The sequence below is a fragment of the Kordiimonas marina genome, from assembly GCF_023006325.1.
GTDB lineage: Bacteria > Pseudomonadota > Alphaproteobacteria > Sphingomonadales > Kordiimonadaceae > Kordiimonas > Kordiimonas marina.
Window position 1 is genome coordinate 65,248 of the sequence record NZ_JAINDF010000007.1, and the last position, 22,373, is coordinate 87,620.

Consider the following 22,373-nt stretch of genomic DNA (forward strand, 5'->3'; position numbering starts at 1 on the left):
ATTGTCATGGACGCGGTACATGCGGGCGAAAGCCTGTTCGACACCGAATTCTGGGTGACCTCAGGGATCATCTTCATCCTCCTTTGCCTGTCCGGCTTGTTCTCCGGCTCGGAAACCGCGCTGACGGCTTCGTCACGGGCACGCATCCACCATATGGCGAAGGCGGGCGACAAGCGGGCCGAGCGGGTTTCCCGCCTGACCGATGAACCCGAACGGCTGATCGGCGCCATCCTTCTTGGCAACAACCTCGTCAACATCCTGGCATCAGCCATGGCGACCAGCCTGTTCCTCCATATCCTGGGGGACAGCGGCGTTTATATCGCCACCGCCGTGATGACGGGGCTGGTGCTGATTTTCTCGGAAGTGCTGCCCAAGTCCTACGCGATCGCCAACCCGGACCGGACCGCGCTTTCGGTCGCTGGGTTCATCCGCATCATCGTGTTCCTGTTCGCGCCTGTGGTGGCCCTGGTGCAGTCGATCGTCCGGCTGACTTTGCGGATTTTCGGTATCGATATCTCGAACGTGCAATCGGTCCTGAGCGCACATGATGAGCTTCGGGGCACCATCGAGCTGCACCGCGCCGAAGGCGGCCTCGTCAAGGAAGACACAAGGATGCTGGGCAGCATCCTCGACCTCGACGACGTCACCATCGAAGACGTGATGATCCACCGCAAGAACATGCAGGCGGTCGATGTGAACGCCCCGGCCGATGACATCATCACCACCGTGGTCAGAAGCCCCTTCACCCGGCTGCCGGTTTATGACGGCGACCCGGAAAACATCGTCGGCGTGCTGCATGCCAAGGACGTGCTGCGCGCGTTCCGCCGGGCGGGCGGCCAGGTGCAGCGCTTCAATGTGCGCCGGATCATGATCAAGCCCTGGTTCGTGCCGGAGACAACCAGCCTCAAGGAACAGCTGAACGCCTTTCTGGACCGCAAGATCCACTTCGCATTGGTGGTGGATGAATATGGTGCCATCCAGGGGCTGGTGACGCTGGAGGATATTCTGGAGGAAATCGTTGGCGATATTGCCGACGAGCATGACTTCGAGGTCCCCGGTGTCCAGCCGCAGCCGGACGGCAGCGTGCAGGTGGAAGGCACGGTCACGATCCGGGACCTCAACCGTATGTTCGACTGGCACCTGCCGGACGATGAGGCCACCACCATCGCGGGGCTGGTGATCCATGAAGCCGAGACCATCCCGATTGTCGGCAAGAGCTACACCTTCCACGGCTTCCGCTTCGAGGTGACCGCACGCAGGCGCAACCAGATCACGGGCCTGAGGGTCAAAAAACTGCCGAAACCCGGCAAGGCCTGACCTATCCGGCCTTCGCGGCGAAAAACCTGCGCCTCAAATTTGCCCCTATTGGCTGTCCAGATACCAGCTTGGGTGTTGGCGGCGATTATCGTCGGCACCCTTCCATTTCGCTTAGTAGGGGGAGATTTACTATGCTGCGATCTGGCCTTTTTGCCTTGTCTCTTGTTTTAGTCTCATTCACGTCCGCCCATGCCGATGAGGCAGGCACCCGCCTGATGGCCCAGATGAAGGAAGCCATGGGCGGTGCCGCGCTCGATGCGCCAAAGGGGTTCCATGAAACCGGGGCTCTCGGCCAGGGCGACCATGCCGCCACGTATGAAACCTGGGGTGACCTTCATGCGCTCAGGAGCGTTAGCCAAATGACACGCGGCGGTGCCACCTTCACCCACGGCTTCGACGGCAAGCAAGCCTGGATGATGGGCCCCGACGGCAAGGTGCGCACCGACACCTCGCCCGCAGGCATCGCCAGCGCCAAGCTGACCGCTTATCTCACCGTTGGCGGCTATTTCTATCCGGGCCGCTTCCCGGCCGACTTCGCCTATCAGGGCAAGAAGGACGCGAACGGCGAAACTTATGACGTCGTCACCATCACGCCGGAAGGCTGCGACCCTGTCGACTTCTGGCTCGATGCCAAAGACCATAAGCTGCAGCGGATGACAGGCACCGACCAGGGCCAGGCTTTCGTTGGCGAGGTCAAACGCTACAAGCTCATGGACAAAGTCTGGGTTGGTGTGGACATCACTCAGTCAGTCGGCGGGCATGAGACGCGGCTTCATCTGGCATCCTACAAATTCGCCGATGTCCCGGCGGACAAGTTCGCGCCGCCCGCTTCCAAGTAATCTGGACGGCACAGGCTCATAAACGACAAAGGCGGGCATCGTGGCCCGCCTTTTCTCATTCAGTTGAAGGCTGATCCCTCGCTTACACGAGGCCTTTTTCCATCGCCGCGGACAAGCGGCGGGCAAAGGCGGCAGGATCTTCGAGCGGGTCGCCTTCAAGGATTTTGGCCTGGTCGAGGATCAGCCACACATCGTCCGAGAGCGCATCAACCGCGCCCTTGTCGCCTGCCTTGTCGGCCAGCTTGCGGATAAGCGCGTGGGACGGGTTGATCTCCAGCACCTTGGCGGTGACGGCGTCGATCTGGTTATGGGCCTTGAGGATGCGCTCAAGATGCATGTCCATACCGCTGTCATCCGCGACGAGACAGGCGGCGGTTTCGGTCAGGCGGTCGGACGGGCGCACGTCCTTGATCTTGTCCCCCAGCACCTGCTTCATCATGGTGATGAGCGTGGTCATCGCGCCTTCGGTGGCCTTGTCCTTCTTGTCGGCATCCTTGTCTTCGCCGGCGATATCCTTGAGGTCGCTGGCGCCGCGGGTGATCGACTTGAACGGCTTGCCGTCAAAGTCCGTCACCATCTGGAGCCAGAAATCATCGACCGCGTCAGAGAGCAGCAGCACTTCGATACCCTTGGCCTTGAAGCCTTCAAGCTGCGGGCTGCGCGCGACCGACTTTTCATCCGGCCCGGTGACATAATAGATGGCGGACTGCTTGTCCTTCATGCGCGCGACATAGTCAGCCAGGCTGGTCCAGCCGTCGGTACCGGTGGAGCGGAAGCGCGCCAGCTTCAGCAGCTGTTCGCGGCGCTCGAAATCCTCATAGAGGCCTTCCTTGAGGACGGCGCCAAACTGGCCCCAAAGCGCGAGGAATTTTTCCTCGTCCTTGTCCGCGAGCTTTTCGAACTCGGCCAGCACTTTCTTGGTGATCGCCTTCGACATGCGCTGGAGCGTCGGGTTGTTCTGCAGCATTTCGCGGCTGATGTTGAGCGGCAGGTCCTGGCTGTCGACCACGCCGCGCACGAAGCGGAGCCAGCCGGGCAGCAGGTCTTCGCTGTCTTCGGTGATGAAGACGCGTTTGACATACAGCTTCACCTTGCCTTTGCGGGCGGGGTCGAACAGGTCCATCGGCTGCTGGGTCGGCACGAACAGGAGTACGGTATATTCCTGCATGCCCTCGGCCTTATAGTGCAGCGTGAGCGCCGGCTCATCGAAGGCGTGGCCGACGTGATGGTAGAATTCCTTATACTGATCATCGGTGATCTCGGACTTGGGACGGGTCCAGATGGCTGAGCCTTCGTTGACGACCTGGGGCTCCTCAGCGCCCTTGTCCTTGTCATCGCCTCCGACGGCGGCCAGCGTGATCGGCACAGCGATATGGTCGCTGTAGGTGGTAACGACTTTCCTGAGGCGGAACTGGTCGAGATATTCGTCGGCATCGTCCTTGAGATGCAGGCAGATTTCAGTGCCGCGGCCATCTTTCTGGGCCGGGCTGATTTCATAGGTGCCTTCGCCGCCGCTTTCCCAGGCCCAGGCTTCACTTTCCCCGGCCCGTTTCGTGGTGACCACCACTTTGTCCGCGACCATGAAGACCGAGTAGAAACCGATGCCGAACTGGCCGATGAGCTGCATGTCTTTTTTGCTGTCGCCGGTCAGCTGGTCCATGAATTTGGCGGTGCCGGAGCGGGCGATGGTGCCCAGGTGGCTGATCAGGTCATCCCGGTTCATGCCGATGCCGTTATCGGCCACCGTGATGGTCTTGGCCTTTTTGTCGGCGGTTATGGTGATGCCGAAGTCGGTGCCGTCTTCCATCAGCGCGGTGTTGGATTGCGCTTCATAGCGGAGCTTATCGCACGCATCCGAGGCGTTCGAAATCAGCTCCCGCAGGAAAATCTCGCGTTCGGAATAAACCGAATGCACCATCATGTGAAGGAGGCGCGATACTTCAGCCTCAAACCCCATTTTCTCCGTTTTTACGTCAGCCATTGGTCCCTCTTGTACTTGATACCTGCACCTGTGCTGTTTGGGCGCGCACGGCTGTGCCCGCCCAAAAATTGCTGTCCTGAATTTAGGAAGTTAAACCGCCGGTTCAAGAGCCGCTTTTCGCCGCGTCCGTCTTGGCTTCCAGAAAATCCTTGCGCGAGCGGGTCAAAAGCTCACCCGTGCGGTCCGACAGACGGTAAAGCCAGCCGGTGGTCCGCGCATTGATGTCAGCGGCTTCCTTGGCGCCGTCCACAGGCGCGCCCTTGAGCTCCCCGGCCTTGCCTTCTTCCCGCGCCTTGGCGTCAAAACTAGCCGCAACCTGCGCCCAGGTGCCGCCGTCCATGCTGTAAAGCGTCAGCGTGAGCGTGAGCCCGTCATGGGTGGTGGCAACCACCTTGCCCTTGGGGTCCATCAGCGGGTTCGCAATCTTGCGGACATCGGTGACGGACAGGTAGGCGAGCGCGCGGGACGGTTCCCGAAGCTCCCACACCGGGGCGGTTTTCTCGCCCTTCTTGAGGCCTTCAAGCGTGAAGTCTTCCGAGCCCAGCGGCCGCGTCAGCGTGGCATCACCAATTTTCAGCTGGGCGAAACGGCTTTCGTCGAGGTCAAGCACGCGGGTGTCAAGCCACCAGACCGGGTCGGCCTTGGCGTCCGCCAGCCCCGTGACCAGCCAGGCGCGGGTGTCCTTCTCCTGGTAGATATAGGTGAGCGAGCGGCCGTCAGCACCATCCTTGCGCGTGCCCATGTCGAACTGGGCCAGCGTCTTACCGTCCTTGCCCTTGAGCGTGATGGCAAGCGCTTTCTTGCCCAGGCCGATGCGGTCGAAATGGTCCTTATTGTCGGTTTTCGGGTCGCGCCGTTTAGACAGCGCCATCCCACGCAGGACACCGACAAGCTTCGTCATGTCAGCGGGGTAATTGTCCCGCTCGGTGACTACCCAGCCGTCCTTCCCCTGCTTGATCACCGCCGCTTTATCGCCTGCCTTCAGGTCAAGCTCGGTCGCGTCATTGATATGCTTGTCGAGGGCCGCGAACGTATGTTCACCGCGCGCGCCCTGGTCCAGCGTCGGGTCTTCGCCGAAGAGAACCCAGATCGCGGCCAGAACAGCGAAAAGGGTGAGATATCCGAGAATGTTGGTCAGTCTTTCAGACATGCCTTGCTCTTACCTTGGTCCTGACTTTGCCCCGCTGCCGGGCGGCACACAGGCTTACGCCTGATGCCGCCTGCGACGGCGCCTGAGCTGTACCCTAACGAGGGCGAAAATAACAATAAGGAATGGCACCAGCGCGATATTGATTACCGCCAGCACCGAGCCGAGATGCTCGATCTCGCGCCTCAGGCTGTGCTTGACCGCCCGAAGCTGCTTCCGCGTTTCCAGAAGCTGGGTCCGGAACGACGCCATTTCCTGTTCCTGGTCAGGCGACAGCACGCTGGTGTCCCCCGGCTTTTGCGATTCCAGGTTCTTGAGCCTGTCCTCGGTCTCATTCAGGCGTTTCTGCAGCGTCTGTTCCTGGGCGAGATATTTGGTCTCCGCGTCCTGACGGATACGCTCAACCACCTCAAACGGCCGCTTGGAAATGCCGCGGCCACGCAGGCCAATGAGCGCGTCCGAGCCGGTCATATTATCGACAAGGCCGAGGATGAAGCTGCCGTTACCGGCAATCGGCACGACAATGCGCTGACCCAGAAGGTTCTGGAGCTGCACCCAGAAGCGGTCATCGAACAGGTCGGTATCGGCCGTGACGACAAGATTAATGTTGCCACTGGCGACCGCCGGGTCCTTCTGTGGCATCCCTTCCTTGGCGACCCGCGCCGGGAAAGCGGTCTTGGCGGGGCCGGAAACCCGTGCCGACAGCACGTAGGATTTCCCGCTCGGCTTCATGCCGCGCAGCAGCATATCCGGGTCCGGCATGCCGACCGCGCGCTTGGCATCATACAGCATCGACGCCGTACTGGTGCGGACCAGCGGCTGGAACTTGGTGGTCGCGCCCTTGATGGGCTCAAGCACCCCGCTTGTGGCCATGTTCAGGTTGCTCACCGCGCCGGTGACCACGTCATCCTGCGCGAGGAAATCCTTGATGACCGACAGCCAGAAGACATAGTCCTTCACCTGGTCGGAGCTGTAGCCGCCCATCTGGACCCGCTGGGCCAGGGAGGCATCGCCCACCACTTTGCCTTCGGGCATATCGACGCCCCAGGCCTTCAGGAGCGGGCCGAGCGAAGACGCGTTCGGCGTGGTCGCGCGCGGGTTCGCCGCTTCGGAATGCGGGTCAAGGAACACCAGCGCCCGACCGCCCTTCAGCACATATTGGTCGATCTGATAAAGCTGGTCGTCGCTTAACTGCGGCGGCTGCACGACCATCAGGACATCGGTGTCCTTCGGCAGCGCCTTGAAGTCCGGCTGCAGCATCTGGACATCATAGGATTCCTTCAGCTGCTGATAGATGACATAGGGCTGGGACTGCCCCTGCATCGCCGCCTGCGGGCCGCCTTCGCCATACTGCATCGGCAAGGTGGTCAGCAGCGCCAGCTTCTTGCGGCCCGTGTGGTCGAGCCCGGCAATCAGCTTGACGATGTCATATTCGAGGAATTTTTCCCGGTCCTGCGCGAAGAAGGCGATATCGCCCTCGCCGTCGGTGGTGTTGGTCGCCTTGAGGCCGAGGTAAAGCGTGGAGCCATCCCCGAGCGGCACGCCCTTCAGCCCCGCCGCCACGGCATCATCCTCGGCTTCCGAGAAAGGTTCGGGGTCGATGACCGACAGCCGCACCTTGTCCGGGTTCGCCGAGACGAACGAGCGGAGCAGATCCTCCACCCGCTTGCCGTAGCTGAGGAGCTGCGGGTAAGCGGCCGCGAGCGAACGCGAGAAATAGAATTTGAGCGTGACCGGCTCGTCCAGATTGCCGAGCATCTTTTCCGTCCCCGGCGACAGGGTATAAAGCCCTTCTTCCGTGAGGTCGAGCTGGGTGCCGCGCATATAACGGTCGATCAACACCGTCAGCGACAGGAACAACATGACCGCGAGGACGATCTGCACGCCCGGTCGGGCCATGAATTTGGTCGTGGGGTTAGACATCAGCCTGCCTCCCTCTTGCTTTCAATCACCAGGGCATTGATCCAGAGCCACAAGGCGATGACCGCGGCGAAATAGACCACGTCCGCCAGGGAGACGACACCTTTCTGGAGATTGTTGAAGTGGGTAAGGAAGGACAAGTTGGCGATGGTCAGCACAATCTGATGCCCGGCCCAGCCTGAGAAGGCATCCAGCACCATCGGCAGGCCCGAGACCAGGAACAGGAAGCACACGGCAACCGACAGGATGAAGGCCACCACCTGGTTCTTGGTCGTCGCCGACAGGGCGGCACCGATGGCGAGATAAGCCGACGCCAGAAGGAGCGAACCGACATAGCCGGTGATGATCACGCCATTGTCGGGCGAGCCGAGCCAGTTGACCGTGATCCAGATTGGGGCGGTGAGTAGGAGCGCCACGCCCGCGAACGCCACGGCGGCCAGATATTTGCCGATCACGGTGGCACCCAGGGGGATCGGCAGCGTGAGCAACAGCTCAAACGTGCCGCTCCGGCGTTCCTCGGCCCACAGCCGCATGGCGATGGCGGGCATCAGGAACAGGTAAAGCCATGGCTGGTAGGCGAAGAAGGAGACGAGGTCCGCCTGCTCGCGCTGGTAAAAATGGCCGACATAGAAGGTGAACATCCCCTGCATGATCAGGTAAATCACCAGGAAGACATAGGCGACGGGGGTGGAGAAATAGCTCGCGAATTCGCGGGCGAATACGGTACGGACCACGCTCATCTTGACCCTCCTTCCGTCACTTGCCGGAACACGTCGTCCAGCCTGCCAGGGTCGACCGAGAACTGGCTGACCTGCCAATTGCTGACGGCAGCGATATCCCCGATGGAATCGGCGATGTCCATATTGTCGCGCGGGATGACGGTCAGACGCATATGGTCCCCTTCGCTTGCCGCCTCGACACCGGCGACCATCTTGATGCGCTTGATGGCGGACGCGGCCTTCTCGGCGGTTTCCTGCGGCACCAGCATGGTAACGGCGTTGCGGTATTTCGACCGTGCCTTCAAGTCCGACGGTGTGCCGTCCGCGACGATACGGCCACGGTTGATGATGACCGCGCGGTGGCAGAGCGCGTCGACTTCTTCCAGAATATGGGTGGAAATGATGATAGCGCGGCCAACCGACATGGCTTCGATCAGGCGTCTGACTTCATGCTTCTGGTTCGGGTCCAGCCCGTCCGTCGGTTCATCGAGGATCAGCACATCCGGCGCGTGCAATATGGCACCCGCGAGCCCGACCCTGCGGCGGTAGCCTTTGGACAGGGTTTCGATCCGCTGGTCCATCACGCTGCCGAGATGAACGGCAGCAGCCGCGCTTTCAACCACATCCAGCTGCTCGGCCTTGGCGATACCGTGGCTGGCGGCAACGAACATCAGGAAATCCCGGACGTCCATTTCGCCATAAAGCGGCGCACCTTCGGGCAGATAGCCGATACGCCTGCGCGCGGCGACATTGCCCGTGGTCACCACGTCACCGCACACGCGGGCAACCCCGGCGGTGGGTGCCAGGAACCCGGTCAGCATTTTCATCGTCGTGGTTTTACCGGCACCGTTCGGGCCCAGAAACCCGAGCACTTCGCCTTTCTTCACAGAAAGCGAAATACCGTCCACTGCGCGGAACTCACCGAAATGCTTGCTAAGCGCCTCAGCTTCCAGAAGCACATCCATACGAATTTTCCCCCGAGGTCGTGCCTGTCATTGTTTTATACTGATCCCGTTTGATAGAACCTGCGCCGCATGAAGGCAAGGACCGATCCTTATGCCGCGCCTGAGTGACCGAGCTTGGCCTTCAGGCAATGCCCGTCATATAGATCGAGCATCCTGGAACGCCACCCGGCGATAAGGTCGTCCGGCTCCAGAAGCTCGAACGGGGACGCAATCCGCGCCCACATGAAATTCCCCATCAGGGCATAGTCGGCCCAGGCCGGGGCATTGCCCGACAGGAACGGCTGCGCCTTCAGGGCCGCCCGGATCGGCGATAGCGTCTTGCGGAAAGCCGTCACTGCCTGCTCCCGTCCGGCCTGCAGGTCCTCCAGCGTCGCGCCCAGGCGCTGTTCCCGGCTTTCGCGGAAATAGGCCGCATTCCCGGCATCCTGAAGGCCGACAATATCGGCGATAATCATCGGAAAGATGGGGTTGAGGACCGTCCGGTCCAGATAGGCGTTGAGCACCCGCGCCTGCCCCTCGGCAATGGCACCACCAAACAGCGGTTTTTCAGGGTAGGTGTGGTCGAGATAAAGCGCGATGTCGAAACTGTCTTTAACCCAGGTATCGCCGTCCCTCAGGACCGGCACAGTCTTGGAATTTGCCGGTTCAAGCGGCTCCTTTTCCAAAAACCTGAGCGGAACACCTTCGAAATCGAGCCCCTTATGGAGAAGACACAGGCGAACGCGCCATGTGTAAGGGCTGTAACGCACGTCGCGGTCCGCGCCGCACAATTCGAAAAGCTGCCGCATAAATATCTCCCTTGCCGTCATATTGCTCAGACAAAGCCTGCCCTGTGGGTGCCTGGCTGTCGAGCCTCAATTGGTGAAAGCGGGACCAGAAAACGGTCCGGGATATCGGCCCCAGATAGAAACTGGCCCGGCTGAGGGACAGTGCGAAGATGAGGGGGCTAGGGGTTCAGCGCTTCGCAGAGCAGCCGGGCCAGTCGAGGCCAACGGTCTTACCCTCTGCCCGCATTAAGGCGGACTAGGGGCTCAAATGCGGCAAGAAAGTGGCAACTTTTACGCGCACCCCTTACAACGGAAAACCCGGCCAAAAAGGCCGGGTCCCCTTGAAAATGCTTGGAAAATCAGGCTATCAACTTGCTGTGATCAACGGATCATCACATCGCCGGAACCACGAACACGCGAATTCATGTGGCCAGGTTTGCCGTGAACGGTCACGTCACCGGAGCCGGCAATACTGACGTCTGCCTTTTCGCTCGCGTACACGCTGACATCACCCGACCCACGCACGGAAACATCGGCTTCCTTGCACTGGAATTTGGTGGCCTTGATGTCACCAGAACCGGCCAGGTCAACATCAATACGGTCACAGGTACCGTCGAGGTCGACATCACCCGAGCCCGCCAGGTCCAGCTCGAACTTGCCGATCTGGCCGTTGTGGAAGGCCACGTCGCCCGAGCCCTTGAGGTCCAGGTCGAACGCGTCACCCTTGGCGCCGTCCACCATCAGGTCGCCCGAGCCATAAAGCCCCGCGGCCTTAAGGGACGGTACGGTGATCGTCACCTTCATCACCTTGATATGGTGCCAGCTGCCGCGCTCCATGCCGATTTCAAGCTTGCCGCCCGAAACCTTGGTATAGAGCTTGTCGATGATGTCGCTGTCGGCTTCCACCTTCACCGACTGGGCCTTGCCCACAACGATATTCACATCCATCGAGCCCTTGAGCTTGACGGCATCGAACGCCGGGACATCGCGGGTCTGCTCGGCCGTGTCTTTGGCGGAAGCCGCCAGGCTGGTGCCAAGGAGAGCCGTGGCAATCACGGCGCTGGAAATCAGTTTTTTCATGGATCTATCCTCTGCTGTTTATTGTTCCGGGATGTCGGAAAGTCATACGGGGGCCGCACGCCGCCTTAGCGGATGCGGATCGACCCCAGGCCACCGGTATCCTTGCGGACATCTTTTGGGTGGCCGTAAACGGTAATTTTGCCAATTCCGCTTACATCGGCATCGACGCTGTCGCTAGCATGAACGCTGGCCGAACCAACACCCTTCACCGCGACGTCAACATCTTTGCAGGTCATGTCTTCGGCATCCACTTTGCCGGCACCCTTGATGTCCAGGTCGAACTTGTCGCAGCTGCCCTCAATCGTCAGGTTGGCTGCACCACGGATATCAACACTAAGATCGCCACCCTTGAAGCCGTCCATGGTGCCATCAACCGCGCCCAGCACTTCAAAGCCCTTCAGGCTTTCCATGTTGATGGTTACGGTCACCTCGTCGTCCTGCAGGTGGATATTGTGCTTGTCCTCATCGGTCATATCGATCACGAGCGTGTCGCCCTCGACATAAGTTTTGACCTTGTCCTGATAATCGTCCTCGGTCGCGACATCGACCGATTGCGACTTACCGACGCTGAGCTTGAGCTCAATACCGCCCTTGACGCGGATATTGTGGAAAGGGGCTACGTCCCGGGTCTGGTGTACCTTGTCACCATGGTCATGGCCGAAGGCCAGGGTCGGAACGGAATGAAAAGCTGCCAGGCCGACAACAGTCAGGCCAATAGCAAACACACCCATCTTGCGGGTTGCAATAGTCTTCATGGAATAATCCTCGCTTTGTCTGTCGTGTGCCGTCCAGTGTCTTTTTGCACATATTTCGGCCTGATATATATGGCACCGACCATGCTGCTCGTCAACTGGACTCAGCATCCGAAATGCGCGGAAGCCCCGTGAACCTTGCCAAATGAGCGCTTTTTTAGCACAATAGTCATGAAGAGGAGTGCATGGACGAAATATCATCTATCCATCAGTTGCAGGCGACGCCGTCCTCCAAATGGGCGGGCCGGTCGGCAGATCAGCGCGTTTATTTCATCCGGCCCGAGCTTGCCCAAATCCTCAATGTCTATGGCCGCATGGTCGCCGCCGGAAAGTGGTGTGACTATGCCATCGACCACCTGCCCAAAATGGCTGTTTTCTCTATCTTCCGGCGCGCGAGCGAGATGCCGCTTTACCGCATCGTCAAGGAACCGTCACACGCTGGCGCCCAAGGCGCCTGGCGGATCATGGGGATGGACGGGCAGGTGCTGAAGCGCGGCAAACAGCTGGACCAGCTTCTGCGCTATTTCGACCGCCAGCTTCTGAAGGCGGTGGACTGAGCCAACCTCAGCCCCACACCACACACAGATAAACCCCGGCAAACAGCACTAAAACGGCAATACCGGTGAAGCTCCAGACCTTCATCAGCTTGCTTGGCTGCATGTCCTTGGGGATATCCCCGCCGAACACCGCGCGGTGGTTAAAGCAGGCCAGAAGGGGGGCGGTCAGGAAGGCGATTGAGGTCACGAGGTCGATGAAGGCCCGGAAGCTGGACAGGAACTGGGTGAGCAGAAGCATCGCCGCGATCAGCATCCCGACCATGACGAGGCGGTAGCCCCGCGTGCGGTCAAGCCCCGCGGGCTCATACGGCTTGTCCTGAAGCGCCAGCCCCGCAGACACCAACACCCGCGTCACACCGTCGACCACAGCGAGGACGGTGGTGAACATCACCGAAATCGCCGCACCGCCGAGCACCGGGGCCGCCCAGGCACCGAGCGTGCTGTCATAAAGCTTGATGATTTGGGCGGCGAAGCCGGGTGCGGTGTCGGCAGGCGCTATCCCGCCTGCATGCAGCACGCCCGCGCCCAGAAGCACGAAACAGATTGCCAGGATCGCCGTGCCCATATAGCCGATGTCAAAATCGGTCAGCACCTGGCCGATATGGCGCTTGCCGGGTGCGGCATGGCCTTCCGCCATTTTGGCCACGGTCCAGAGCGACGTCATCACCGAGGCTTCAAGCGCTGACGGCATCCAGCCCGCGAGCGCGACCACAAACATCATGGTTTTGGCATCCACCTTGGGCGCGGTTGCCGGATAAAAGGACCAATCCACATGCGGCAGCGCCATCGCGGTCGCCAAAAGCGTGCAGAAAGTGATCAGCCCGACGAAAATCTTGTTCAAGCGGTCCAGCCAGACATAGTGGCCAAGGATGAGGATCAGCGCCGCCACCAGCATCACACCGGCTGTCAGCGTCAGGATACCAAGGCCGATACCGAACACAGTCTTGACGATACCTGCCGTTACCAGTGACACCGCGGCGATGGCGAAACCGTCCGCGAACAGCAGCACGAGAAACAGGAACAGAAGCGCCGTCCGCCCTTGGTTCTTATAGCCGTCCACCAGGCTTTTGCCGGTCGCGGCGGCATAGTGCGAGCCAAAGCGGAACGCCGGATATTTGAAAAAGTTGGCGAGGATAACCACCGACAGAAGGCCGATACCGAACACGGCGCCCGCGCGGGTCGACTGTACGAAGTGCGATGTCCCAACCGCAGCGCCCGCGAACAAAAGCCCCGGCCCGAAAAAGCGCCAGAAGCCCTTCCCGTCATTCTCTTTCATACGGTTTCTTCCCTATTCCCTGTCCCTTTGCCCGGCACGCTAGCACCCCCATGCGCGGCGGTCGAGCAGACTTTCGTGCAGGCTTGACCGCGCAGTGATTGCATGACACAAGGCGCGCGGGCCATGGACCGCCCGCCCCCCGCAGCCTGATGGCATGGTGAAGGTCCCTTGATGATTTTTCGTTCGTCTTATCAACCGAAACGGTGAAGGACGGCAACGCGGGACCCCGAACCAAACGATCACCTTTCGTGGAAAGACGACCCCATGACTAATCCCTCAGATATGGCAAAAGCACGGGCCAAGCGGTTGCGTGCGTATCTTACCGGCGCGGGCTTACCCGTCAGCCACAGCCAAAGCCTGGAAGCCATCGCCCATGAAGACGGCTTTCGGGACTGGAACACGCTGTCGGCGCACCTGCGGCAAGCAGCTTCCCCCGAGGAAAAGCCCGCCAAAAGCGATATCTCAGAAAACGGCTGCCCCTTCACGCTCGGCAGCCGGGCCGCCGGGTTTTATTACAACACCCCCTTCACCGGGCAGGTCCGCGGTATTGAAATGACCGCGCGCGACGGCGTGTGGCGGATCACGCTGCAGTTCAACAAGCGCCTGAAGGTCACGATGGGCGACCATCTCGACATGGCCAGACAGCGCGTGCGCCTGACGGTCGACCGCCTGGGTAGGTCGGTCAATCTGGCGGGCAAGGCCGATGGCCATGCCCAGATCGCTCCAGCCTGACAGGGTACGTCAAGGACAGTGGCTTAAGCGCCGCTGTCCTTCCGCCGCGCACGGATCGCCGCCACCGCCTGCTTGATCGAGGGCTTGAAGATCACGCTGGGCGGCCGGACACCATGCACCAGCAGATCATGCCGGACAGCCGACCGCGCGCCACTGATGGCGAGCTGGATACCCTGCCCCTTGATGCGCGCCGCCATCGCCGCGATGGTGTTGGCCGCGGTGGCATCGAGGAACGGCACCGCCGACAGGTCCAGCACCAGCGCCTTACCGGGGTCGTTGATGCGGTCAAGGACCGCGCCCACCATCGACGCCGCACCGAAGAAGAAGGCCCCGCTGATCCGGTAGATCACCACGTCATTTTCGGACGAATAGGCAGCGTTATAGGGCTGGCGGTCTTCCGCGGGTGCATCCGCCGCGTCCTCTTCCACCACCGGCATGTGCATCTCAATCTCGGTCGACCGTGACATGCGGTGGATGAAGACGAGGGCTGCGATGCTGAAGCCCACAAGGATCGCTTCGGTAAGGTCCCGGAATACCGTAAGACCGAAGGTCGCGAAAAAGGCCAGCGCCTCCCCCTTCGAGGCCCGCATCAGGATTGCAATCGCATGGCGTTCGATCATGTTCCAGGCGACAACCGCCAGCACGGCGGCAAGCGCCGCCAGCGGGATATAGGCCGCAAGCGGCGCCGCCACGAGGATGAAGACCGCAAGCGTGATCGAATGCACAATGCCGGAGATCGGCCCGTGGGCGCCCGCGCGCACGTTGGTCGCCGTCCGGGCAATGGTGCCGGTGACACACAGCCCGCCGAACAGCGCCGAAGCGATATTGGCCGCCCCCTGCGCCACCAGTTCGCAGTTGGAGCGGTGACGCCTGCCGCTCATGCCGTCCGCCACCACGGCGGAGAGCAGTGATTCGATCGCCCCCAGAAGCGCGAAGGCAATGGCATCAGGCAGCACGGCTTGCGCCTTGGCCAGCGTGAAAGTCGGCAGGTGCGGCATCGGCAGGCTCGAGGGGATACCGCCGAACTTGCTGCCGATGGTCTGGATATCGAGCGAAAAACCCGCCGTCAGCGCCGCGGCGACACCGACCGCGATCAGCATCCCCGGCAGGCGCGGCTGCCAGCGCTTGAGCCCAAGGATGATCAGGACAGACAGCGCCGCAACCGCTGTGGCGGCCCCGTCAAAGGTCGGCAGGGCGTGCCACAGGACCGGCAGTTTCTTCAGGATAGGTCCAGGCTCCGCCCCCGTAATCTGGAGGCCGAGGAGCGAGGAAACCTGACTCGCGAAAATGATAACCGCGATCCCGGCGGTGAAGCCCACCGTCACCGGGTACGGGATGAATTTGATATAGGTGCCGAGCTGTAAGAAGCCGATCGCCAGCAGGAAAACCCCCGCCATCAGCGTGGTGAGCAAGAGCCCGTCGATCCCGTGGCGCGCGCCGGTGGCCGCCACCAGGATAATGAAAGCGCCCGCGGGTCCACCGATCTGGAACCGGCTGCCGCCAAGCGCGGACACCAGCACCCCGCCGAAGATGGCGGCATAAAGCCCGCGTTCAGGTGCCACGCCGGAGGCGATCGCGATCGCCATCGACAGCGGCAGCGCGACAATCGCCACCGTGAGGCCCGAGATGATATCGGCACGCAGATGGGAAAGCCCGTAGCCTTCCCGGAAGACGGTGATGAGTTTGGGCAGGAATAGGTCGAAATACGCCCCGGCCCGTGACCGGGAAACAGTCTGATTATCCATGGTGCGACAGCCTTACACGGCGGCGCCACAGGTACCTGTCAGCGACTGCCGCCTTTACTCCGATTGTTGGCCTTTTTGGGCGTCGGATGGTACGCCCGGCTCCTTCAGCCGCACGCCGCGGCCTCCTGACAGGCTTTGGCCATGATCGCCGATCAGATCGACACCGGCGGCGTCCAGCGCGGTCACCACCTTCATCAGCGTATCGACCACGCCGCGTACATGGCCCTGGCTTGCTTCCATGCGTTGGATGGTCGGCACCGAAACGCCGGCTTTCTCCGCCAAGGTTTTCTGGTCCATGCCCAGAAGGGCACGTGCGGCCCGTAGTTGTGCAGCTGTGATCATGTTTATAGACCTGTCAGATCCATCGATTATCGATGATAATACATTTATAATGATATTTCAAACATCACTATTACGGTTTAATCCGATTTCTCCGGTCAAGGTGACCTGTCCGGAAACGGATCGGTGTTGCAAGCGGCGTCACCTCGGCCTCGCCTTCGCCGAGATAATCGCCATCCAGTTGGAGCGGCACATCCGCCGCCCCAAGCCAAAGAGTAGTGCCAAGCTCAAGCGCCAGGGGCTCCGCGCGCCGGTCAAGGCGGCCAAGCGCCAGCATAAGCTGGTCGAGGATACGGGCGAAAAGCCCACGGCCCGTCATCATCAGGCAGGCGAGGCCCGGCTCGCCGACCGCGGTACGTCGGGTCAGAATGAACGGCCCGGCATAGCGCTGGATATTGGCGGCGATGAGCCAGCGGCAGGTGCCTTCACCGCCTGCGTCCTTCTTCCCCCTGGCCGTGCGCCAGGCGATATCCGGCCCTTTGTGGGTTGCGAACAGTGTCCTGAACGTGGCGGGCACGAAGGCAAGGCGGCCAATCACCGCCTTCAGCTTGGGCGACACCCGGCTCAGCACTGCGGCATCAAAGCCCGCGCCCAGCCAGCAGAAGCCGAGGTGGCTCTCACCACCCAGCGTCACCGAAAACGGGTAAAGGTCGATCACATTCTTGGCCATCAGCGCATGGACGACATGGCGGCTGGAGCGGCGCCCATGTGGCAGATAGCCCAACTCCCGCGCGAGCACATTAGCCGTTCCGCCGGGGATGATTCCAACCGGCAGCTTGTGGTCCTTCAGCCCCGTCGCCACTTCGCGGATGGTGCCGTCCCCGCCCGCGGCGATGATCAGGTCCGCCTTGTCGCCTTCGGCCAGGTCACGGGCGATCTCGGTCGCGTGGCCCGGCGCCTGGGTGTCGAGGATTTCGACCGGATAACCGGCACGGCTCAGCCTTTTCGCCACCTTGGCGATAAAAGGGCCGTTCTGCCGCCCGGCGTTCGGGTTGCGGATGATGGCGATACGGTCGGTCATGTCAGGCGGTCACGGTTATTTTCTTGCCCCGCCGGAGGTAGCCTCCGGCTTCTGTCCCCAGTCATTCGGTCCGGCCTTTATAGCCGGGCTTTGCCCTGTAACCAACGGCTAAGTCGTCGCGCCCTGCTGTCATGCCACCTACTTTTTTATCGGGCGGAGCAAACTGGGCGTTGCACAAACACCCGCGAGCGGGCAAACATGCCGCCCATGCATACGACACCCGTTATCCTGCTGGTCACCGCCTTCCTGTGCGTCCTCATGCTGCGGCCCAAGGCTGCCGGCCACCCTTTCTGGCGCGCGATGGCAACGCCGCTTGCCTCGATCATCGGCTCAGGCTTTCTTGTGGTCGGGCCGCTGCTCGCGCACCTGATGGGCTCCTACGCCCTCATCGCCATGGCTGCCCTTTGCGGCGCGGGATATCTATTCGGGTCGGCGATCCGCAGCAATATCCGGCTGTTTGAGCCGCTGATGACCGGCGGCCAGCTTTCCAGCACGCTCAAATGGTTCGAGCGCGGCAGCAATTATGCACTCGCGGTCGCCTATGTGATCTCGGTCACCTATTACCTGAACCTGTTTGGCGCTTTTCTCCTCAAGTCCGCCGATGTGGTGGACCCCTTCTACAGCCGTCTGGCGGCAAGCGCCGTGCTGATGCTGATCGGCACTGTCGGCCTGTTCCGCGGCCTGGGCGGGCTGGAACGCATGGAAGTGGTGTCCGTCAGCCTCAAACTGGCGGTGATCGGCGGGCTGGTGGCCGGGCTGACCGTCATCAATGTCGGGGCCGCAGGGTCCATCACCGACGCGTGGCCCAAGGCGCACTGGGACGGCATGGAAACCTTCCGGGTCGGGCTCGGCCTTATTCTCCTGGTGCAGGGGTTCGAGACCTCCCGTTACCTCGGCGTCCGCTATGACCGGGACACGCGCATCCGTTCCATGCGCTATGCCCAGCTTTTGTCGACGGTGATTTACGTCAGCTTCATTGGCCTTGCGCTTTATTATCTCTCGCCGGGGAATGGTGAGCTGACCGTGGGCAGCGAAACCGCGATCATCGACCAACTGATGCCGCTTTCCACCGCGGTGATGCCGCTTCTGAGCCTCGCGGCGCTGGCATCACAATTCTCCGCGGCCGTGGCCGACACCGGTGGCGGGGGCGGGTTGATGAGCGAGCTTTCGGGTGGCAGCCTCAAGGCCAACTGGGGCTATACGCTTCTGTGTGCCTGTGCGCTCTTCATCACATGGCAGGCGGATATCTATGAGATCATCGCCTACGCCTCCCGCGCTTTCGCCGCCTATTATATGTTACAGGCCGGGCTTGCCACCATGTTGACCTGGCGCGCGGGCGAACGCACCCGCGCCGGCTTCCACGCCGCCGCCTGCCTCCTCGGCGCCGCCATCCTCCTGTTCGGCCTGCCCGCCGAAACGGCATAAATATGCGATGAGGGGACCGCAGGCGTGAGCAGTGAAAAAGAACTGTTAGAGATAGTGGGCCGCAACTGGGCTGATGATGCGCGCAAATACTCTGAGTTCTACGACTTGCTCCGCTCATATCTGGAAGATAGCGACACCCCTGATCAAACAATCTTCGAGACGCTGGCTAAGCGCGTGGCCATTGCCTACCACGACCAAAAGATTGGGTATGAGCAAGGGGATTCGATCATGAATTACCTTTGGCTCGAGTGTCTTTCAGAGATGACGAAGGGCCACCTTGAGGACATACCCCCAGTGTTGATGGAAATGTATGAAGCATTCGACGCTGGCGAGTTCTACCGAACAGATGACCAATCTGACGATCCCGTCAAAGAACATACAGACCCGGCCATAGCTCGTTTCGTTGAAGGCCTTGAGGTGGCTTCCAAACGATAAATCAGCGATTTTAGAGGGGGAAGGATGGTGCTGCTGGGGAGATTTGAACTCCCGGCCTCTCCCTTACCAAGGGAGTGCTCTACCCCTGAGCTACAGCAGCCTGCACCGGATTGTGGACACACGTTTGCGCCGCACGCCGGGGCTATTGCCACAGCGCCGGGACGGATGCAAGTCAAAAGAGTCAGAAATTATGACCGCCGGATCCACCATATCCGGCGCAAGTCCATTTCCCCCTTGAAAAAGCCGCCGTTTTTGCGGCATCTATCAGCCATGACCGAAACCAAAAAAAATACGGCGCCACAAAAAAACGCTGACGAGAAACTCAAGTCGGACGACAAACAGGCGCGTCTGGCCGAAGCGCTGCGCGCCAACCTGCGCCGCCGCAAGGCCCAAGCCCGCGACCGGCGCGATACCGGCAGCAAATAAAGCTGCGCCCCCGGCTGCGCGGCCCCATACTGCATAGCCACTATATCTGGTAGAAAGCGGCTTGTGGACCCGGGCGGATTGCCTTACAAATCGCCCTATTCAGGGAAGCGCGCGCCGGTTCGCAACCACCGGCAGAAACACACGCGAAACGCAAAAGAGGGGAGCCCACAACCATGGCCATCATGTCCGATAAATGGATTCGCACAATGTCACAGGAACATGGCATGATCGAACCCTTCGTCGACGGCCAGGTACGTGAAGGCAATATCTCCTACGGCCTGTCCTCCTATGGCTATGACGCGCGCGTGGCGCCTGAGTTCAAGATTTTCACCAATGTGGATTCGGCCGTTGTCGACCCTAAGGATTTTTCGCCGAAAAGCTTCGTCGACCGCAACACCGACGTCTGCATCATTCCGCCCAACAGCTTCGCGCTCGCGCGCACCGTGGAATATTTCCGCGTGCCCAAGGACGTGCTGGTCATCTGCCTCGGCAAATCCACCTACGCCCGCTGCGGCATCATCGTGAACGTGACCCCGCTGGAGCCGGGCTGGGAAGGCCACGTGACGCTGGAATTTTCCAACACCACGCCGCTGCCCGCGAAGATTTACGCCAACGAAGGCGCGTGCCAGTTCCTGTTCCTGCAAGGCAACGAACCGTGCGAAACCGCCTATTCCGACCGCAGCGGCAAATACCAGGGCCAGACCGGCGTCACGCTTCCGAAGCTCTGATTGGGCCGAAGCGCTGATCGGTCTGACAACCGCTCCATTGGTACCATCACAATTGGGGCCAGCCTTTGCCGCCAAGCTGCCTTGATTCGGTGTGAAACAGGCATCAACATCCAACCGCCCCTTTAAAGGCGGTCAAAATAGAAAACGGCCAGAGAAGAAAACAGACCGAATGGAAAAACTGCTGATCCAGGGCGGCAAGGCCCTTCATGGCACGGTGCCGATTTCGGGCGCGAAGAACTCCGCGCTCAAGCTGATGTGCGCGTCGCTTCTGAGCCCGGAACCGCTGACGCTGAATAACCTGCCACGGCTTGCCGATATCACCACGCTGATCGACCTCCTCAACCACATGGGGGTCACCGTCACCATTGCGGGCAGCAAGGGCGGCACCAAGGTGACCGGCCGCAGCCTGACCTTCGATGCCGGCACTATTTCCGACACCGTCGCGCCCTATGACATCGTGCGCAAGATGCGCGCCTCGATCCTCGTGCTCGGCCCCTTGGTGGCGCGCGCGGGCGAAGCGATCGTGAGCTTGCCCGGCGGCTGCGCCATCGGCAACCGGCCGATCGATTTGCACCTGAAGGCGCTCGCCGCCCTTGGTGCCGATATCGATATCGAGCAGGGCTATGTCCGCGCGAGTGCGCCGCAGGGCTTAACCGGCGGCAAGATCCGCTTCCCGTTCGTTTCCGTCGGCGCGACCGAAAACGCGCTGATGGCAGCCACCCTCGCCAAGGGCACCACCGTCATCGAGAACGCCGCGCGTGAGCCGGAAATCGCCGACCTCGCCGCCTGCCTGACCGCCATGGGCGCCAAGATCGAGGGCGCGGGCCACGAAACCATCACGGTTGAAGGCGTCGACCAGCTTCACGGTGCCACCCACACGGTGATGCCGGACCGGGTCGAAGCCGGGTCCTACGGCGTCGCGGCCTTGATGACCCGCGGCAACCTGCTCCTTGAAGGCGCCCGCGCCGAAGACATGCAGGCCACCCTGGATGCGCTCACCGAAGCCGGCGGTATCGTCGAGATCGAAGAAGACGGCGTGCGGGTCAAATCCAACGGTCATATCAAGGGCTTCAACCTGGTGACCCAGCCGTTCCCCGGCTTCGCCACCGACATGCAGGCCCAGTTCATGGCGCTCGCCTGCGTGGCCGAAGGCGCCAGCGTGATCACCGAAGCCATCTTCGAGAACCGCTTCATGCATGTGCCGGAACTGTGCCGCCTGGGCGCGGATATTACCGTCACCGGCTCCAGTGCCACCATCCGCGGGGTCAGCGCGCTCAAGGGTGCGCCGGTGATGGCGACCGACCTTAGGGCCAGCATGGGGCTCGCGCTCGCAGGGCTTGTCGCGACGGGGGAAACCTCGGTCAACCGGCTCTATCATCTGGACCGTGGCTATGAGCGGCTGGAAGAAAAATTGCGCCAAGTTGGCGCGGTGGTTGATCGCGTGCCCGCCTAGGGTCAGGCCCTGCAAATATGATTTATTCAGCAGGAGAGATTTTGGGGACGGGACAGGAAGGAGCCCGCAGGAATATCGGGGCTATTTCAAGGGGGCCTGACGCCTCCCGGCGTCAAAAGGTCCCTGCCCTCCGGGTCAGTCTATGAAAGCGCAGGCCAGCGGCGACAGTCTCATAAAGGGGGCCCACCCTTGATGTCGCCTGTCTTCTTGCCCTGCGCTTTCCTAGACTGACTGAATGAAACCATGTTTACAGGGCCTGACCCTACGCCTACATTGCGATGCGAATCGTAGTGGAATGATGGCTTTATGACTGAAACACTGAAACTCATGGCCCAAACGGCCGACGACCTTACCGTCCTATCCTCGCTTCTGCAGGATGCGGCTGTGCGCGTGGGGGATATCGCCTGGCTGCCGCTCGAGCGGCGCTTTGCGCTGGTCGGCAACCGGTTCCGCTGGGAGAAAAAGCGGCGCTTCTTCCGCCCGAAAGGCGAACGCGTCCGTACCGGTCTTACGCTCACGGGGGTTCTGAGCGCGGAGACCAATGGGCTGAACCTCCAGAATAAGGGGGACGTGCTGGATCTTCTGTCCGTCACAGCAGAAGCAGCCGGCGACGATTTTGTCATCCTGTTCGCGTTCGCAGGCGGGGCCACCATCCGCCTGACAGCCGAATGTATCGAAGCATCGCTCAGCGACCTGGGGGAAGCGTGGGAAGCGCTCTCACGTCCTGAGCATGACTGACCACCGTTTGT

General features: G+C 61.2%; 22 protein-coding genes and 1 tRNA gene. 10 read left to right on the top strand and 13 right to left on the bottom strand.

Going from position 1 to position 22,373, the window contains the following annotated elements:
• The first annotated feature begins 6 nt into the window (after nucleotides 1-6).
• Nucleotides 7-1,317, top strand: coding sequence for an HlyC/CorC family transporter (locus tag K6118_RS15475; RefSeq protein WP_247121395.1), 1,311 nt, complete (start codon nucleotides 7-9; stop codon nucleotides 1,315-1,317).
• Between the two features lie 131 nt (nucleotides 1,318-1,448).
• Nucleotides 1,449-2,156, top strand: coding sequence for a hypothetical protein (locus K6118_RS15480; RefSeq protein WP_247121396.1), 708 nt, complete (start codon nucleotides 1,449-1,451; stop codon nucleotides 2,154-2,156).
• Nucleotides 2,157-2,238: 82 nt separating this feature from the next.
• Here the strand turns inward: K6118_RS15480 and htpG are convergent, their stop codons facing one another.
• From htpG to K6118_RS15520, 8 genes are all read right to left on the bottom strand, one after another.
• On the bottom strand, nucleotides 2,239-4,137 hold the full coding sequence (gene htpG / locus K6118_RS15485; RefSeq protein ID WP_247121397.1) for a molecular chaperone HtpG: 1,899 nt from the start codon (nucleotides 4,135-4,137) through the stop codon (nucleotides 2,239-2,241).
• A gap of 103 nt (nucleotides 4,138-4,240) precedes the next feature.
• Nucleotides 4,241-5,287 carry a DUF4340 domain-containing protein gene (locus K6118_RS15490; protein ID WP_247121398.1) on the bottom strand — a complete coding sequence of 349 codons (1,047 nt, stop codon included), beginning with the start codon at nucleotides 5,285-5,287 and terminating at the stop codon, nucleotides 4,241-4,243.
• 54 nt (nucleotides 5,288-5,341) lie between these two features.
• Nucleotides 5,342-7,207, bottom strand: coding sequence for a GldG family protein (locus tag K6118_RS15495; protein ID WP_247121399.1), 1,866 nt, complete (start codon nucleotides 7,205-7,207; stop codon nucleotides 5,342-5,344).
• A complete protein-coding gene (locus K6118_RS15500; RefSeq protein ID WP_247121400.1) occupies nucleotides 7,207-7,944 on the bottom strand; it encodes an ABC transporter permease subunit in 738 nt (245 codons plus the stop codon). Before K6118_RS15500 ends, K6118_RS15495 begins: the two co-directional genes overlap by 1 nt.
• Entirely contained in the window at nucleotides 7,941-8,888 is a 948-nt protein-coding gene (locus K6118_RS15505; RefSeq protein WP_247121401.1) for an ABC transporter ATP-binding protein, read from the bottom strand. The genes K6118_RS15500 and K6118_RS15505 overlap by 4 nt, the downstream gene beginning before the upstream one ends.
• 89 nt (nucleotides 8,889-8,977) lie before the next feature.
• Nucleotides 8,978-9,676: a glutathione S-transferase family protein gene (locus tag K6118_RS15510; protein WP_247121402.1), complete on the bottom strand. Its 699-nt coding sequence runs from the start codon at nucleotides 9,674-9,676 to the stop codon at nucleotides 8,978-8,980.
• 360 nt (nucleotides 9,677-10,036) lie between these two features.
• A complete protein-coding gene (locus K6118_RS15515) occupies nucleotides 10,037-10,735 on the bottom strand; it encodes a head GIN domain-containing protein (RefSeq protein ID WP_247121403.1) in 699 nt (232 codons plus the stop codon).
• 65 nt (nucleotides 10,736-10,800) lie between these two features.
• Nucleotides 10,801-11,490 carry a head GIN domain-containing protein gene (locus K6118_RS15520; RefSeq protein WP_247121404.1) on the bottom strand — a complete coding sequence of 230 codons (690 nt, stop codon included), beginning with the start codon at nucleotides 11,488-11,490 and terminating at the stop codon, nucleotides 10,801-10,803.
• Nucleotides 11,491-11,672: 182 nt separating this feature from the next.
• On the opposite strand from K6118_RS15520, the gene K6118_RS15525 reads away from it, so the two are divergent.
• A complete protein-coding gene (locus K6118_RS15525; RefSeq protein WP_247121405.1) occupies nucleotides 11,673-12,044 on the top strand; it encodes a DUF2794 domain-containing protein in 372 nt (123 codons plus the stop codon).
• Nucleotides 12,045-12,051: 7 nt separating this feature from the next.
• Here the strand turns inward: K6118_RS15525 and K6118_RS15530 are convergent, their stop codons facing one another.
• Nucleotides 12,052-13,320 carry an NRAMP family divalent metal transporter gene (locus K6118_RS15530; RefSeq protein WP_247121406.1) on the bottom strand — a complete coding sequence of 423 codons (1,269 nt, stop codon included), beginning with the start codon at nucleotides 13,318-13,320 and terminating at the stop codon, nucleotides 12,052-12,054.
• 264 nt (nucleotides 13,321-13,584) lie between these two features.
• Here K6118_RS15530 and K6118_RS15535 point away from each other — a divergent pair, with 264 nt between their 5' ends.
• A complete protein-coding gene (locus tag K6118_RS15535; protein WP_247121407.1) occupies nucleotides 13,585-14,052 on the top strand; it encodes a glyoxalase superfamily protein in 468 nt (155 codons plus the stop codon).
• Nucleotides 14,053-14,075: 23 nt separating this feature from the next.
• Here the strand turns inward: K6118_RS15535 and K6118_RS15540 are convergent, their stop codons facing one another.
• The 3 genes from K6118_RS15540 to K6118_RS15550 form a co-directional block, all read right to left on the bottom strand.
• On the bottom strand, nucleotides 14,076-15,797 hold the full coding sequence (locus tag K6118_RS15540) for a SulP family inorganic anion transporter (RefSeq protein WP_247121408.1): 1,722 nt from the start codon (nucleotides 15,795-15,797) through the stop codon (nucleotides 14,076-14,078).
• 54 nt (nucleotides 15,798-15,851) lie between these two features.
• Complete coding sequence (locus K6118_RS15545; protein WP_247121409.1) at nucleotides 15,852-16,139, bottom strand: helix-turn-helix domain-containing protein; 288 nt, start codon at nucleotides 16,137-16,139, stop codon at nucleotides 15,852-15,854.
• A gap of 70 nt (nucleotides 16,140-16,209) precedes the next feature.
• Nucleotides 16,210-17,157, bottom strand: a complete 948-nt coding sequence (locus K6118_RS15550; RefSeq protein ID WP_247121410.1) for a diacylglycerol/lipid kinase family protein — start codon at nucleotides 17,155-17,157, stop codon at nucleotides 16,210-16,212.
• A 207-nt stretch (nucleotides 17,158-17,364) separates the two neighbouring features.
• On the opposite strand from K6118_RS15550, the gene K6118_RS15555 reads away from it, so the two are divergent.
• The gene (locus tag K6118_RS15555) at nucleotides 17,365-18,582 is read left to right on the top strand and encodes a hypothetical protein (RefSeq protein WP_247121411.1); all 1,218 of its coding nucleotides are present in this window, start codon (nucleotides 17,365-17,367) and stop codon (nucleotides 18,580-18,582) included.
• 24 nt (nucleotides 18,583-18,606) lie between these two features.
• Complete coding sequence (locus K6118_RS15560) at nucleotides 18,607-19,017, top strand: hypothetical protein (RefSeq protein ID WP_247121412.1); 411 nt, start codon at nucleotides 18,607-18,609, stop codon at nucleotides 19,015-19,017.
• 25 nt (nucleotides 19,018-19,042) lie between these two features.
• On the opposite strand, the gene K6118_RS15565 is transcribed toward K6118_RS15560, so the two are convergent.
• A tRNA-Thr gene (locus K6118_RS15565) sits at nucleotides 19,043-19,117 on the bottom strand.
• Between the two features lie 170 nt (nucleotides 19,118-19,287).
• On the opposite strand from K6118_RS15565, the gene K6118_RS15570 reads away from it, so the two are divergent.
• The 4 genes from K6118_RS15570 to K6118_RS15585 all read left to right on the top strand — a co-directional run bounded on the left by K6118_RS15570 (nucleotide 19,288) and on the right by K6118_RS15585 (nucleotide 22,362).
• A complete protein-coding gene (locus K6118_RS15570; protein ID WP_247121413.1) occupies nucleotides 19,288-19,443 on the top strand; it encodes a hypothetical protein in 156 nt (51 codons plus the stop codon).
• A gap of 173 nt (nucleotides 19,444-19,616) precedes the next feature.
• Nucleotides 19,617-20,171, top strand: a complete 555-nt coding sequence (dcd, locus tag K6118_RS15575) for a dCTP deaminase (RefSeq protein ID WP_247121414.1) — start codon at nucleotides 19,617-19,619, stop codon at nucleotides 20,169-20,171.
• Nucleotides 20,172-20,340: 169 nt separating this feature from the next.
• Nucleotides 20,341-21,624, top strand: a complete 1,284-nt coding sequence (gene murA, locus K6118_RS15580; RefSeq protein WP_247121415.1) for a UDP-N-acetylglucosamine 1-carboxyvinyltransferase — start codon at nucleotides 20,341-20,343, stop codon at nucleotides 21,622-21,624.
• Nucleotides 21,625-21,930: 306 nt separating this feature from the next.
• Complete coding sequence (locus K6118_RS15585; protein ID WP_247121416.1) at nucleotides 21,931-22,362, top strand: DUF2948 family protein; 432 nt, start codon at nucleotides 21,931-21,933, stop codon at nucleotides 22,360-22,362.
• Nucleotides 22,363-22,373 lie beyond the last annotated feature (11 nt).